The sequence below is a fragment of the Micrococcus lylae NBRC 15355 genome, assembly GCF_001570885.1.
GTDB lineage: Bacteria > Actinomycetota > Actinomycetes > Actinomycetales > Micrococcaceae > Micrococcus > Micrococcus lylae.
In genome coordinates, this window is sequence record NZ_BCSN01000064.1 from 1 (window position 1) to 14297 (window position 14297).

A 14297-nucleotide genomic window follows, 5' to 3' on the forward strand; every position below is an offset into this window, starting at 1 on the left:
GCCGTGCGGCACCTGGAGCTGGTCTCCCTGGCGCCGGCCCGCGTGCTGGTGGTCCTGATCCTCTCCACGGGGCGGGTGGACCAGCGTGTGGTCGCCACGGAGCACGAGGCCGAGGACGCCACCCTCGCCGCGCTCAAGCAGGTCCTGCTGCAGTCGCTGGACGGGCTCACGCCTGCTCAGGCCTCCGCCGTCCTGGACACGGCCGTGCTGTCCGTCCCGCCGGAGGACCGTCCGCTGGCGGACACGCTCACCGCCGCCGTCCGCCAGCTGCTGGAGGCGGGCCGCCAGGACCGCATCGTCATGGCGGGCACCGCCAACCTCGCGCGGACCCACGGCGACTTCCCGCAGTCCATCGGCCCCATCCTCGAGGCGCTGGAGGAGCAGGTGGTGCTCCTGCGGCTGCTCACGGAGATGGAACAGGACGTGTCCGGCCTCTCGGTCCGCATCGGCTCGGAGAACGCCGGCTCGCTGGCCGACACCTCCGTGGTGGCCGCCTCCTATGGGCCCGGCGCGGTCGCCAAGCTCGGGGTCGTGGGCCCCACCCGCATGGACTATCCGGGCACCATGGCCGCGGTCCGTGCGATCGCCCGCTACCTCTCCCGGATCCTCAGCACCTGAGGGTCGCCGCCTCATCGGGGGGCCTCGCCGCGTCCCGACGACGGCCCCTCACCGCATCCTCGAAACCCCATCTGAAGTCTTCTGGAAGGAAGAGTCCCCACCGTGTCCGACCACTACGAGACGCTCGGCCTGTCCCGCGACGCCTCCCAGGAGGAGATCCGCCGCGCGTACCGGAAGCTGGCCCGCAAGTACCATCCGGATGTGAACCCGGGCGAGGAGGCTGCGGACCGGTTCAAGCAGATCTCCCACGCCTTCCAGGTCCTCAGCGATCCGGACAAGCGCCGCAACTACGACTCCACGGGCAACGAGAACGGCAATGCCGGGTTCGGTGGCTTCGGCCAGGGCTCCGGGGGCTTCGGCTTCGCGGACATCTTCGAGACGTTCATGGGCGCCGCCGGCGGCCAGCGCGGCCCGGCCTCCCGCACCCGCCGCGGCCAGGACGCGCAGATCCGCGCGCAGATCTCCCTCAAGGACGCCGTGTTCGGCGCCGAGACCACCCTGCAGGTGGACACGGCCGTGACGTGCGAGGCCTGCAACGGCTCCTGCTGCGAGCCCGGCACCTCGCCGGAGACCTGCTCCACCTGCCACGGCCAGGGCATGATCCAGCGCCCGGTGCGGTCCGTGCTGGGCACGATCATGACCACCGAGGCCTGCCCCGGCTGCCAGGGGATGGGCACCACCCTGCCGAGCCCGTGCCACGAGTGCCACGGCCAGGGCCGTGTGCGCGCCCGGAAGCCGCTGACCATCAAGGTCCCGGCCGGCGTGGACACCGGCACGCGGATCCACCTGGCAGGCCGCGGCGAAGCCGGCCCCGGCGGCGGTCCCCACGGTGACCTCTACGTGGAGATCGTCGTGGCCCCGGACGCCACCTTCGCCCGTGAGGGTGACAACCTGTCCACCACCGTCACCGTTCCGATGGCCGCCGCGGCCCTCGGCACCACCGTCACCCTGGACACCCTGGACGGCCCCCAGACCGTGACCCTGGCCGAGGGCACCCAGCCCGGCCACGTGGAGGTCCTCAAGGGCCTGGGTGTGGGGCGACTGCGCGGCGTCGGCCGCGGAGACCTGCGCGTGAACGTCCTCGTCGCCACGCCCACCGACCTCACCTCGGAGCAGCGCGAGCTCATGGAGCGCCTGGCCGAGCTGCGCGGCGAGGAGGTCGTCCACGGCGCCAAGCACCAGAAGTCGATGTTCGCCCGGATCCGCGAGAACCTGAAGAACCTCTGACGTGACTGCGCACCTGTTCTACGTGGCGCCCGGGGACCTCGACGACGGCCGCCCCGGCTCGTCCGTGACTCTCACCGGGGCCGAGGCGCGCCATGCCGCCGGCGCCATGCGCCTGGGACCGGGGGATCCGATCCTCGTGGCCGACACCGTGGGCCGGCGCGCCCACGGGACCGTGGCCGCGGCGGAGAAGGACTCGGTCACCGTCACCGTGGACCAGGTCGAGGACGTCCCGGCACAGCGCCCGGAACTGGTGCTCGTGCAGGCTCTGGCCAAGGGGGACCGGGACACCCTTGCGGTGCAGACGGCCACGGAGCTCGGCGTGGACGCCGTGGTCCCGTGGGAGTCCGAGCGGGCGATCGTGCGCTGGCGCGGCCCCAGGGAGGCCAAGGCCCGGCAGAAGTGGGCCGATGCCCTCCACGCCGCCGCCAAGCAGGCCCGCCGGGCCCGCATTCCTGTCTTGGAGCCCACCGTCACCGGCGCCTCGGTGAGGGACCTCGTCACGGAGGGGACCGTCGTCGTGGTCCTGCATGAGGACGCGACGCAGGGGCTGACCGCCGCGGACGCGGCGGACTGGTCCGAGGCGGAGCGGATCGTGCTGGTGGTGGGCCCGGAGGGCGGGATCTCCGCCGGCGAGCTCGATGCGCTCACGGACGCCGGCGTGCAGCTGCGGCTTCTCGGGACCAACGTGCTGCGGTCCTCCACGGCGGGACCGGCCGCCATCGCCGTCCTCCAGCACCTGCTCGGACGCTGGTGACGCACGTAGAATGAGCGGACGCGCCACGTTGCCGCCTGCGGCACAGGCGTCCTGCATGCCCCTGACAGCACCTGCGAACCCCGAGGTGATGAACCCCATCGTGACGTCCTCTCACGCCGAGACCCGTCCCACCGTCCCCACCGGCCACCACAGCGTCCACTTCGCGTCCTCGGACCTGATGGTCCGCACGCTCGGACCCCAGGACGCCCTGCTGCGGATCCTGGCCGGCGTGTACCCGCAGGTCGAGGTCTCCGTCCGGGACCAGGAGCTCGGGCTGGACGGCCCGCCCGCCGAGGTCGCCGGGGTGCGCCGGATCGTGGAGGACCTGCGCGGCATCGCCCACAAGGACATCCCCGTCACCGCGGACACCATGGAGCAGGTGGTGACCCTCGTGCGCGGCGGCCGCGCCCCGGCCACCGCCGTCTCCCGCGCCTCCATCCTGTCCGGCCGCGGCCGCACGATCCGGCCGAAGACCGTGAACCAGCAGGAGTACGTGGACGCCATCGACGGCAGCACCATCGTGTTCGGCATCGGCCCGGCCGGCACCGGCAAGACCTACCTGGCCATGGCCAAGGCCGTGCAGGCGCTGCAGGCCAAGGAGGTCAACCGGATCATCCTCACCCGCCCCGCGGTGGAGGCCGGCGAGCACCTGGGCTACCTGCCCGGCGGGCTGTCCGAGAAGATCGACCCCTACCTGCGCCCGCTCTACGACGCGCTGCATGACATGGTGGAGCCCGAGTCCATCCCGCGGCTGATGGAGGCCGGGACCATCGAGGTGGCTCCGCTGGCCTACATGCGCGGCCGCACCCTGAACGACGCGTTCGTGATCCTCGACGAGGCACAGAACACCACCGGCGAGCAGATGAAGATGTTCCTCACCCGCCTCGGCTTCGGCGCGCACATGGTCATCACCGGAGACACCTCCCAGGTGGACCTGCCGCGCGGGACCGCCTCCGGCCTGGCCCAGGCCGTGGAGGTGCTGGAAGGAGTGGACGGGATCGAGATGGTCCGCTTCGACTCGTCGGACGTGGTGCGCCATCGGCTGGTGACCGCGATCGTGGACGCCTACGACACCCTGCGCCCGGAGACTGGCCGCGGCGCCCAGCCCGGAAGGAGCCGCCGTGGCCGTTGAGATCGTGAACGAATCCGGCATCGACGTGCCGGAACAGGACCTGCTCGCCATGGCGAAGCACGTCTACGCGCGCATGCACGTCCACCCGCAGGCCGAGACCGCGGTGACCGTGGTGGACGCCGCCCGCATGGCCGAACTGCACGTGGAGTGGATGGACCTGGAGGGCCCCACCGATGTGATGAGCCTGCCCATGGACGAGCTCGCCCCCGGCACCGAGGACGCCCCGTCCGAGGGCGTGCTCGGAGACGTGGTGCTGTGCCCGGAGGTGGCCGCCGAACAGGCGGCCCGCGGCGGCCACAGCCGCGACGACGAGCTGATGCTGCTGCTCACGCACGGCATGCTCCACCTGCTGGGCTACGACCACATGGAGCAGGACGAGCGCGCCGAGATGTTCGCGCTGCAGGACCGCCTCGTCGCCGAGGTCCTCGGCCGCCCCGCCCCCGCCCCGACCACTGAGGACTGAGCGAACCGCCGTGATCACTCCCGTCATCCTGGTCGTCGCCTTCGTCCTGTTCATCATCCTCACCTGGGTGCTGGCCCTGGCGGAGTCGGCGTTCACCTACCTCTCCCGCAAGGACGCTGAGGAGATCGCCCGCGCCAGTGGGAAGTCCACGGCCCTGGAGGTGTTGGCCGAGCTGCCGGCACACATGGGCTCGCTGCGCTTCTGGCGCCTGCTCACCGAGTCGTTGGCCGCCGTCTGCATCACCATCGCGATGGTGGAGTTCACCGGCATCTGGTGGGCGGCGCTGCTGTCCGCGGCGCTGCTGGTGGTGGTGGTCGCCGGCCTGCTGGGCGTGTGGTCTCCACGGCCGATCGGCTCCCGCAACGAGGCCGCCGTGGCCAAGCGCACCGGCGGCATGGTCCGCGGCCTCACCAGGGCCCTCGGCCCGCTGTCCCGCCAGCTGGGACGGGACCGCCGCCGTCCTGAGCTCGAGGTGGACGACGAGGACGACTTCCAGGAGCGCCACCTGCGCGAGGTGGTGGCCCGGGCCCACGACGCGGACGTCCTGGCAGACTCCGAGGCCGAGCTGATCCAGTCCGTCTTCACCATGGGGGACACCCTCGTGCGCGCCGTGATGGTGCCGCGCACGGACGTGGTGACCATCGACGTGGAGCACAACCTCCGCCAGGCCATGCAGCTGTTCCTGCGCTCGGGCTTCTCCCGCGTGCCTGCGGTCGGGGAGGACGCGGACGACGTGCGCGGCATGCTCTACCTGAAGGACGTCACCCGCGCCCTGCACAAGGACGGTGTGGACCCGGAGACCTGCGTGTCCGAGCGGATGCGGGACGTGCGCTTCGTGCCGGAGTCCAAGTCCGTGGCGTCCCTGCTGCAGGAGCTGCAGCGCGAGTCCACCCACGTGGCGATCGTGGTGGACGAGTACGGCGGCACCGCTGGCCTGGTGACGCTGGAGGATCTGATCGAGGAGATCGTCGGCGAGATCTACGACGAGGACGACCGCCAGGACCAGCCCGAGGTGGAGAAGGTCGAGGACGGCGTCTACCTCGTGGACGCTCGCATGAACGTCTCGGACTTCGCGGAGGAGTTCGACGTGGACCTGGACGACGAGGAGGACGTGGACACCCTCGGCGGCCTGCTGGCCAAGCACCTGGGCCGCGTCCCGATCCAGGGCTCCGAGGTGACCGTCCAGGGCATCGTCCTGCACGCCGAGGCCCTGGAGCCGCGCCGCAACCGCGTCTCCCGGCTGCGCGTGACCGAGACCGAGGACCGCCCGCTGCGCTTCCGCCAGCGTGAGGACGAGCAGGACACCGAACCCGGCCAGACCGCGACGAAGGAGCACGCATGAGCCGCAGGGACCGCAGGCAGGACCGTGAGGCTCCGCTGCTGGATGTCAGCGGGGTGGACCCGGAGTTCCGCTCCGGCTTCGTCTGCCTGGTGGGCCGGCCGAACGCCGGCAAGTCCACACTCACCAACGCGCTGGTGGGGGAGAAGGTGGCGATCACCTCCTCGAAGCCGCAGACGACGCGACACACCATCCGTGGCATCGTGCACCGGGACGAGTTCCAGCTGGTGCTGGTGGACACTCCCGGCCTGCATCGTCCGCGCACCCTGCTGGGGGAGCGGCTCAACGACCTCGTGGCGGAGACCCTCAACGAGGTGGACGCCGTGGGCATGTGCATCCCGGCCGACGAGGCGATCGGCCCGGGCGACCGCTTCATCGCCCAGCAGCTGAGCTACCTCAGGCGCACGCCTGTGGTGGCGATCGTGACGAAGACGGACAAGGTCTCCCCGCAGCAGCTCGCTGAGCAGCTGCTGGCCGTGACGGCCCTGGGCGACGAGGTGATCGGCCCGGAGAACCAGGGCGAGGGCTTCCGCGCCGTCGTCCCCGTCTCCGCCGTGCAGGGCCGGCAGGTGGCGGACGTGGAGACGGTCCTCGGCGACCTGCTGCCGGAGGGTCCGCCGCTCTACCCGGACGGCGAGCTCACCGACGAGCCCGAGGCCGTGATGGTGGCTGAGCTGATCCGCGAGGCTGCCCTGGAGGACGTCCGGGACGAGCTGCCGCACTCCGTGGCCGTGGTGGTCGAGGAGATGGCCCCCCGCGAGGACCGGCCGAAGGACCGGCCGCTGGTGGATGTCTGGGCCTCGCTCTACGTCGAGCGGGACAGTCAGAAGGGCATCATCATCGGCAGGAAGGGCGCTCGCCTGCGCAAGATCGGCCAAGACGCCCGCGCCGGCATCGAAAGGATGCTCGGAACCGACGTCTACCTGGATCTCAGGGTCAAGGTCGCGCGCGACTGGCAGCGCGACCCGAAACACCTGCATCGACTCGGCATGTAGAGGCATATGTGAAAGACGACACGCTTGGGCGGCGCAGTCGCGCCTGGCCCAGGGAGCTGTTAGCCTCTCACTGGATAGAACAGGCGTCATACAGCTTGATCCGCAGTTCACTCCAGAAATCGACCACCAGTCACTCCAGCCTCCGAGGAGGGGTTCCCCTTGACCAACGAGCAGTCGCGCTCGATCGATCGCCGAACCGTCACCGCGGGCATGGCCTGGGCCGTTCCGGCCGTGGCTACCGCCGCCGCCGCGCCCGCCTTCGCCGCGAGTCAGGATCCTACCCATTGTTACCGCTTCCGCGGTTCAGTGTCCTCCCGGGTAGAGTCGTGGGGCGAGCAGTCTTGCTACAACGGCACCTATGGCGGCCATGGGTTCCCCCTCGCCGACCTCCGCTTTGACAACCAGACGCCTGTCGGTACGTCGCCGCTCGGTTTCTCGATCGTCGAGATGCCCCTCAGTGACGGCTCCGGTCAGTCGGAGCGCACCCTGGCTACCCTGGACTCACCCGTGGAGTTCGTCATCGCCTACCCCGCCGGCATGGTGGACATGAGCCGCGGTGTCAACGGATTCACCTTCAGCAACGGCACCGACGCAAACTGGTCGGGCCCTTCGTGCCGCCAGTCCACCGCCACTGATCCCCGGGGCGTCACGCAGACCTACGACGTTTTCACTTTCACTTGGTGCGGTTCGCTGACGCAGGAGACGGTGGAGGACCAGACTGACGCCGGCACCCGCCCCATCAGCTGGTCCGACACCGCCCTGAGCGGCAGTTGGAACGTCAACACCGGCTACTGCTTCGTGGATGATTCGGAGTACTTCTTCTCCAACTACTACGCAGGTGGCACAGCCGAACAGCTCAACGGCCCCTTCGGCACTTTCACCACGGCAAACGGATTCGCAGGCGAAGTCGTATCCAACAGCCCGTCGACTGGCGGCTGGATCCTTTTGCAGAGGGACTGAGGTCGAATCTCCGACAGTCTCGGCGCCCCTCCCTAGGCGAAGCTCTCTCGCCAAGGGAGGGGCCGTCGTCGTCTTTACCCACTTTCCGGACGTGTCCGTCCACCCAGTGAGACCCCCGCGTGTCACAGGCGCGACGGACGCCGCGGATAGGTATGGAATGGGATCAGGAGGGCGAGGCGGCCCATCCGCGCCGTCCACCCGCCCCGTTACCGGCACACCCGCCGGCGGCGGCCCACACGCCACCAGACATCGAGTCGAGAGGTGAGCGCTTATGCGCAACGTTCAGAAGCCGTCCGGCATGAAGTTCGGCAAGTACGCCCCGTACCTGGATCAGTTCACCATCGACCTTCCGGACCGCACCTGGCCGGACAAGGTCATCACCTCGGCACCCCGCTGGTGCGCCGTGGACCTCCGCGACGGCAACCAGGCCCTCATCGATCCGATGGGACCCGAGCGAAAGCTGCGCATGTTCCAGCTCCTCGTGTCCATGGGATACAAGGAGATCGAGGTCGGCTTCCCGTCCGCCTCGCAGACCGACTTCGACTTCGTCCGCCAGCTGATCGAGGGCGACCACATCCCGGACGACGTCACCATCCAGGTCCTCACCCAGGCCCGCGAGCACCTGATCGAGCGCACCTTCCAGTCCCTCGAGGGCGCCAAGCAGGCCATCGTCCACCTGTACAACGCCACCTCGGTGCTGCAGCGCCGCGTGGTGTTCCGCCAGGACGAGGACGGCATCGTGGACATCGCCACCCAGGGCGCCCGCCTGGTGAAGAAGTTCGAGGAGCAGCTCACCGGCACCCAGATCACCTACGAGTACTCGCCCGAGTCCTACACCGGCACCGAGCTCGAGTTCGCCCGGCGGATCTCCGACGAGGTCGCCACGGTGCTGGAGGCCTCCACGGACCGCAAGATGATCCTCAACCTGCCGGCCACCGTGGAGATGGCCACCCCCAACGTGTACGCCGACTCCATCGAGTGGATGCACCGCAACCTCGAGTGCCGTGAGAACGTCATCCTCTCCCTGCACCCGCACAACGACCGCGGCACCGGCATCGCCGCCGCCGAACTCGGCTACATGGCCGGCGCCGACCGGATCGAGGGGTGCCTGTTCGGCAACGGCGAGCGGACCGGCAACGTGGACCTCGTGGCCCTCGGCATGAACCTGTTCAGCCAGGGCATCGACCCGCAGATCGACTTCTCGGACATGGACCACATCAAGCGGACGGTGGAGTACTGCAACCAGCTGCCCGTGCCCGAGCGCACCCCCTGGGGCGGCGACCTCGTGTTCACCGCCTTCTCCGGCTCCCATCAGGACGCCATCAAGAAGGGGTTCGAGGCCATGGAGCAGGATGCCGCGGCCGCCGGGAAGGACCTGGACGAGATGCTCTGGCAGGTCCCGTACCTGCCCATCGATCCGAAGGACATCGGCCGTTCCTATGAGGCCGTCATCCGGGTCAACTCGCAGTCCGGCAAGGGCGGTGTGGCCTATCTGCTCAAGACGGAGCATAACCTGGACCTTCCGCGCCGAGCGCAGATCGAGTTCTCCCACGTCATCCAGTCCCTCGCGGACTCCCAGGGCGGAGAGGTCTCCGGCGACGACCTCTGGGACGTCTTCCAGGACGAGTACCTGCCCGCCGAGGACGAGGCGGGCCGCTGGGGCCTCTATCACCTCGGCACGGTCCAGACCGAGTCCCCGGCCGAGGGCGTGTTCTCCATGACCGTGGAGGTGGAGCGGGAGGGACAGTGGTCCACCCGCACCGCCACCGGCAACGGCCCGATCGCCGCCTTCCTCAGCATGCTGGCGGAGGACGGGGTGGACGTCCGGGTCCTGGACTACTCCGAGCACGCCCTGTCCGAAGGCGGCTCCGCCATGGCCGCCGCCTATGTGGAGGCCGCCATCGGCGACCGCGTCCTCTGGGGAGTCGGGCTGGACCACAACACCACCCAGGCCTCCCTGAAGGCCGTGGTCTCCGCCGTCAACCGCGCCCTGCGCGACCGGGCCTGAGCCCCATGAGGGCAGGCTCCTCCGCCGCCGCGCCGGGTGAGGGCGGCGGCGGAGCCGTGTCCCGGCGCGGCAGTGCACGCAGCTCCCGCGGACCCGGAGGCGGCTACACCGCCAATTCCTTCCGTACCGAGGGCATCGTGCTGCGCACGCACAGGCTCGGCGAGGCAGACCGGATCCTGGAGATCCTCACCCCGGACCACGGCATCGTCCGTGCCGTCGCGAAGGGGGTGCGGCGCTCCACCTCCCGCTTCGGATCCGTGGTGGAGCCGTTCATGCACTCCACCCTGCAGATCGCCCGTGGCCGCAAGGACCTCCACACCGTCTCCCAGGCCCAGCTGATCACGCCCTACGCCACCTGGTTGGCCGCGGACTATGAGCTGTTCTCCCTCGCCGCGGCCATGGCCGAGACGGTGGAGCGCGTCACGGCGGTGGACGCCGACGGCGCACAGGCCCAGTTCCGTCTGTTCCACGGCGCCCTGGCTGCCCTGTCCCGACGACGGCACACGCCTTCCCTGATCCTGTCCAGCTTCCTGCTGCGCACGCTGAGCGCAGCGGGCTGGGCACCGTCCTTCACCGACTGCGCCCGCTGCGGGGCGCCGGGCCCGCACCGCTCGCTGGCCATCGCCCTGGGCGGCATGGTCTGCGAGGACTGCCGGCCGTCCGGCTCGTCCCGGCCGGCCCCCGAGACCGTCGGGCTGCTGGCGGCGCTCCAGGTGGGGGACTGGGGCGTCGCGGACGCCGCGTCGGACCTCGCCGTGCGGGAGGCCGCCGGTATCGTGGGCGCGTACCTGCAGTTCCACGTCGAGCGCCGGCTGGTGTCCCTCACCGTGCTCGAGCAGATGGCTCAGGCCGCACCACCTGCACCGCCTCGATGAAGGACCAGCACCGATGAGCCCCGTCCGCCCCGACCCCACCGTCTCCAGCCCCGCCGGACGGGAGCGGGCCATCGTGACTCCTCCGGCGCACCCCTCCGGAGCGCGGCCGCCGGCACTGGACCGGAGGTTCGTGCCGCAGCACGTGGCGATCGTGATGGACGGCAACGGCCGCTGGGCCAACGAGCGCGGCCTTCCGAGGACCGAAGGCCACCGGGCGGGTGAGGCCGCCCTGCTGGATGTGGTGGCCGGCGCCGTGGAGCTGGGCATCGGCCACGTCTCCGCCTACGCCTTCTCCACGGAGAACTGGAAGCGCTCCCCGGAGGAGGTCCGCTTCCTCATGGGCTTCTCCCGGGACGTGCTCCGCCGTCAGCGGGACACCCTGCACTCTTGGAACGTGCGCATCCGCTGGAACGGCCGCACCCCGCGGCTGTGGAAGTCCGTGATCAAGGAGCTGCGGACCGCCGAGGAGCTGACGAGGCACAACACCGGCACCACCCTGCACATGTGCGTGAACTACGGCGGCCGCGCCGCCATCACCGACGCGGTCAGGGCGATCGCCGAGCAGGTGGCTGCCGGCGACCTCACACCCGAGGGCATCCGCGAGGAGACACTCACCCGCTACCTGGACAAGGACATCCGCGCAGGGGTGCGGGGGAGCCGGCCGACCCCGGACGTGGACCTGTTCCTGCGCACCTCCGGCGAGCAGCGCCTCTCCAACTACCTGCTCTGGGAGTCTGCCTACGCCGAGCTGCTGTTCATGGACATCCTCTGGCCGGACGTGGATCGCCGCACCCTCTACGAGGCCGTCGAGCTCTATGCCCGCCGTGACCGCCGCTACGGCGGCGCCGTGGACAAGTCCGGGACGTGACCGTCAGCCCCCGTAGGCCCGCAACCACTGCAGGACATCCGCAAAAGCCTGGTTGCGGATGACCTCGGGGGAGGCGAAGACGTCATGCAGGGCGTCCGGGTAGCGGTTGATCGTCACTCGGCGGCCCAGGCGCAGGGCGCGTTCTGCCATGGTCTCAGGCTCCAGCACGATGTCCGCGGTCTTCATCTCCTCGGAGAACTTCGCGCCGCGGAAGCCGCGCTCGGACACCAGGGTCAGCACCGGCTCCTGGATGTCCAGCCCGGCCTTCACCTGCGCGTGGCCCACCAGCACCGCTCCCAGCCAGGCGGCGGGCACCTCGAAGGAGGTCTTCGGCCGCCACAGCGGGTGCAGGTCCCACTCACCCTCCGCCTCCGAGGACAGCGTGCGCCAGTAGAAGTCGATCTTCGGCAGCTTGAGCATGGCGTAGGGCTGACGACTCGCCACCGGGTCCACGATCGTCTTGGCCAGATGCCGCACCCACGTGGAGCCCTGCATCTCCAGCCACGGGCTGTTCAGCACCAGCGCCCGGATGCGCCCGGGGTTGCGCTCGGCCCACAGCGAGGCGACCAGCCCGCCGGTCGAGTGCGCCACGATGATCGGCTTGTTCTCGTAGGTCCGGCCGATCTCGCCGAGCGCGGTCTCGATGTCCGCGTCATAGTTCAGCAGGGAGTCGGTCCACCCGGGGGTCTGCCCCTCGCGCAGGGAGCGTCCGTAGCGGTGAAGGTCCATGGCGTGGAACGCGTAGCCGGCGTCCTCGAAGGCCTTCGCGGCCGGCTCGTTGTAGAAGTAGTCCGCCCACCCGTGGATGAGCAGCACCGGGGTTCGCGAGCGGTCCCGTTCATCAGCCACAGGACGGACGATCGTGACGAGGTTCGTACCCTGGTCGTCCTCGGACACCGCGAAGGTCTTCGCCTCGAAGCCGTCGATGACGTCCGGCTCCCAGTCGCCGCCCGGCTCCGTGGTGAGCAGGGCCGGCAGCTCCGGCGCGCCGGCATCCGATTCGCGCGGATCGGCGGAGGCCGGCACCGCAGTCGGGGTGGAGGAGGAGTCGGGGCGGCGGTCGTCGTCGGGAAGGGTCATGGGATCCAGCCTAGGTGCGGCACGCCGCCGCGGCCCGGGGCAGGTCGTGGGATGATGCACACATGCAGATGCCTTCCGTGAAGACCGGGATCGAGACCCTGCTGACCTCGAGCCTGCCGCGTGCGTACCCGCCCTTCTTCAACGCCGTCTTCTCCGGCATGGACGCCGAGCAGGCCCACGAGAAGGGCGTGATCGGCATCCGCGCCGCCGAGCGCACCGGCGCCTCAGCCGTGCTCCGCTCCGCCTTCCGACCGGACCCGTGGCTCGCCCGCACCGTGATGGGCCTGCGCTTCCCGTCCCCGTTCGGCCTCGCCGCAGGATTCGACAAGCACGGCCTGTGCACCACGGCCCTGGCAGACCTCGGCTTCGGTCACATCGAAGTCGGCACCGTCACCGCCCAGGCCCAGCCCGGCAACGACAAGCCCCGCCTGTTCCGCCTGGTGCAGGACCGGGCGGTGGTCAACCGCATGGGCTTCAACAACGAGGGCGCCGCCGCGGTCGCCCCGCGCCTGGCCGCCTCCCGCGCCACCCTTCAGCGGCGCTTCGGCCAGATCCGCCCGGTCCTGGGTGCGAACATCGGCAAGACCAAGCTGGTCGGGCTCTCCGACGCCGCCGCGGACTACCGCATCTCCGCCCGCCTGCTCTCCCCGCACGCGGACTACCTCGCCGTGAACGTCTCCTCCCCGAACACCCCAGGCCTGCGCCAGCTGCAGGAGATCGCCACCCTCGAGCCGCTGCTGCGCGCCGTCCGCCAGGAGGCCGACGCCGCCGTCACCGACCGCCACCTGCCGCTGCTGGTGAAGATCGCCCCGGACCTCGCCGACGAGGACATCGTGGCCGTCGCGGACATGGCCCGTCAGCTGCCGCTGGACGGCGTCATCGCCACCAACACGACCATCGGCCGGGAGGGTCTGACAACCGATGCCGCCGAGGTCGAGAGACTCGGTGCCGGCGGGCTGTCCGGCGCGCCGCTGAAGCAGCGGTCCCTTCAGGTGCTCCGCCTGCTCCGGACCCAGCTGCCGAAGGACGTCGCCCTGGTCAGCGTCGGCGGGGTCACCACCGCTGACGACGTGGCCCAGCGCCTCGAGCTCGGCGCCGACCTGGTGCAGGGCTATACGGCCTTCCTCTACGAGGGGCCGTTCTGGGCCGGCCGCATCAACGCCGGCCTGGGACGGCGCCTGCGCGGCTGAGCCTCACCGCCCGGGAGCGGAGGGCCGGTCCTGCTGGTCCGGCACCCACGGAGAGCAGCCCCGGAAGGGGGAGCGGCCGTCGTCGGGAAGCCGGCAGAGACAGACCCAGGGGCGGCCCGTTCTCTCGGGACCGCCCCTGGGTCTGCGGCGTCGGCCGGGAGGGATCAGGCCGGGTAGTGGCCGCGCGTGACCTGCGGCTTCGGCAGCCGCAGACGACGGAACTGCAGCGCACGCATGATCGCGTACATCTTGGTGCCCGGCTCGGCCGTGCCGAACTTCGCCTCCAGCGCCTTGCGGACCTTGGAGCCGAGGATGATCGAGTCCACGATCACCAGCGCCACCAGGGCGTACAGCGAGTACATCAGCACCAGCTGGAACTCACGCCCCGGGATGAACATCAGCAGGATGTAGAGGAACACCACCGGCAGCAGGAACTCGCCGATCGACCAGCGGGCGTCCACGTAGTCGCGCACGTAGCGCTTCTGCGCGCCACGGTCCCTCACGGGCAGGTGCCGCTCGTCGCCGGTCTCCAGCGCCTGGCGCATCTTCGCGCGCTCGGCGGCCATCGCCTCCCGGTCCGCCCTCTTCGCGGCCTTCCGGTCCTGAGGCACCAGCGGTCGACGGCGGGCCGCCTCCTGGTCCTTGCGACGCGGGGTCGGCACACCCTTGGGCTTGGAACGGTCGCGACGGGCGGGTGACTCGTCCGTGACGCCGGCCGGCTCGGTGCCGTGCGTCGGGGCAGTGCTGGACTTCTCGGAGGTCTTCTTGCGGCTGAACACGGGCCCCAG

13 protein-coding genes and 1 pseudogene are annotated in these 14297 nt (G+C 70.4%); 12 read left to right on the forward strand and 2 right to left on the reverse strand.

From position 1 onward, the window contains the following. The 11 genes and pseudogenes from MLY01S_RS10695 to MLY01S_RS10745 all read left to right on the forward strand — a co-directional run. Positions 1–618 (forward strand): annotated as a pseudogene (locus MLY01S_RS10695) (HrcA family transcriptional regulator); the annotation flags it as partial. 102 nt (positions 619–720) lie between these two features. Continuing rightward, positions 721–1845: a molecular chaperone DnaJ gene (gene dnaJ, locus MLY01S_RS10700; RefSeq protein WP_067191909.1), complete on the forward strand. Its 1125-nt coding sequence runs from the start codon at positions 721–723 to the stop codon at positions 1843–1845. Position 1846: 1 nt separating this feature from the next. After that, a complete protein-coding gene (locus MLY01S_RS10705) occupies positions 1847–2599 on the forward strand; it encodes a 16S rRNA (uracil(1498)-N(3))-methyltransferase (RefSeq protein ID WP_067191911.1) in 753 nt (250 codons plus the stop codon). 61 nt (positions 2600–2660) lie between these two features. Beyond that, entirely contained in the window at positions 2661–3731 is a 1071-nt protein-coding gene (locus tag MLY01S_RS10710) for a PhoH family protein (protein ID WP_067191928.1), read from the forward strand. Continuing rightward, entirely contained in the window at positions 3721–4194 is a 474-nt protein-coding gene (ybeY, locus tag MLY01S_RS10715; RefSeq protein WP_067191912.1) for an rRNA maturation RNase YbeY, read from the forward strand. The genes MLY01S_RS10710 and ybeY overlap by 11 nt, the downstream gene beginning before the upstream one ends. Before the next feature lie 10 nt (positions 4195–4204). After that, the gene (locus tag MLY01S_RS10720) at positions 4205–5536 is read left to right on the forward strand and encodes a hemolysin family protein (protein ID WP_067191914.1); all 1332 of its coding nucleotides are present in this window, start codon (positions 4205–4207) and stop codon (positions 5534–5536) included. Continuing rightward, positions 5533–6528 carry a GTPase Era gene (gene era / locus MLY01S_RS10725; RefSeq protein ID WP_067191916.1) on the forward strand — a complete coding sequence of 332 codons (996 nt, stop codon included), beginning with the start codon at positions 5533–5535 and terminating at the stop codon, positions 6526–6528. The genes MLY01S_RS10720 and era overlap by 4 nt, the downstream gene beginning before the upstream one ends. Before the next feature lie 159 nt (positions 6529–6687). Beyond that, positions 6688–7488 carry a hypothetical protein gene (locus tag MLY01S_RS13010; RefSeq protein ID WP_067191918.1) on the forward strand — a complete coding sequence of 267 codons (801 nt, stop codon included), beginning with the start codon at positions 6688–6690 and terminating at the stop codon, positions 7486–7488. Positions 7489–7759: 271 nt separating this feature from the next. Next, positions 7760–9496 (forward strand): 2-isopropylmalate synthase, encoded by a 1737-nt coding sequence (gene leuA, locus MLY01S_RS10735; protein WP_067191920.1) that lies wholly within the window; start codon positions 7760–7762, stop codon positions 9494–9496. A gap of 5 nt (positions 9497–9501) precedes the next feature. Then, positions 9502–10371: a DNA repair protein RecO gene (gene recO / locus MLY01S_RS10740; protein WP_082740122.1), complete on the forward strand. Its 870-nt coding sequence runs from the start codon at positions 9502–9504 to the stop codon at positions 10369–10371. 13 nt (positions 10372–10384) lie between these two features. Continuing rightward, positions 10385–11239: an isoprenyl transferase gene (locus MLY01S_RS10745; RefSeq protein ID WP_067191922.1), complete on the forward strand. Its 855-nt coding sequence runs from the start codon at positions 10385–10387 to the stop codon at positions 11237–11239. 3 nt (positions 11240–11242) lie between these two features. Here the strand turns inward: MLY01S_RS10745 and MLY01S_RS10750 are convergent, their stop codons facing one another. Further along, positions 11243–12319 carry an alpha/beta hydrolase gene (locus MLY01S_RS10750; protein WP_082740123.1) on the reverse strand — a complete coding sequence of 359 codons (1077 nt, stop codon included), beginning with the start codon at positions 12317–12319 and terminating at the stop codon, positions 11243–11245. A 62-nt stretch (positions 12320–12381) separates the two neighbouring features. On the opposite strand from MLY01S_RS10750, the gene MLY01S_RS10755 reads away from it, so the two are divergent. After that, positions 12382–13509, forward strand: coding sequence for a quinone-dependent dihydroorotate dehydrogenase (locus MLY01S_RS10755; RefSeq protein ID WP_067191924.1), 1128 nt, complete (start codon positions 12382–12384; stop codon positions 13507–13509). A gap of 164 nt (positions 13510–13673) precedes the next feature. Here the strand turns inward: MLY01S_RS10755 and MLY01S_RS10760 are convergent, their stop codons facing one another. Further along, a complete protein-coding gene (locus MLY01S_RS10760; protein WP_067191926.1) occupies positions 13674–14288 on the reverse strand; it encodes a DUF3043 domain-containing protein in 615 nt (204 codons plus the stop codon). Positions 14289–14297 lie beyond the last annotated feature (9 nt).

Coding starts and splice junctions, on each gene's coding strand:
- MLY01S_RS10745 (WP_067191922.1), top strand. CDS start 10,385: ATGAGCCCCGTCCGCCCCGACCCCACCGTCTCCAGCCCCGCCGGACGG.
- leuA (WP_067191920.1), top strand. CDS start 7,760: ATGCGCAACGTTCAGAAGCCGTCCGGCATGAAGTTCGGCAAGTACGCC.
- recO (WP_082740122.1), top strand. CDS start 9,502: ATGAGGGCAGGCTCCTCCGCCGCCGCGCCGGGTGAGGGCGGCGGCGGA.
- era (WP_067191916.1), top strand. CDS start 5,533: ATGAGCCGCAGGGACCGCAGGCAGGACCGTGAGGCTCCGCTGCTGGAT.
- MLY01S_RS10755 (WP_067191924.1), top strand. CDS start 12,382: ATGCAGATGCCTTCCGTGAAGACCGGGATCGAGACCCTGCTGACCTCG.
- MLY01S_RS10750 (WP_082740123.1), bottom strand. CDS start 12,319: ATGACCCTTCCCGACGACGACCGCCGCCCCGACTCCTCCTCCACCCCG.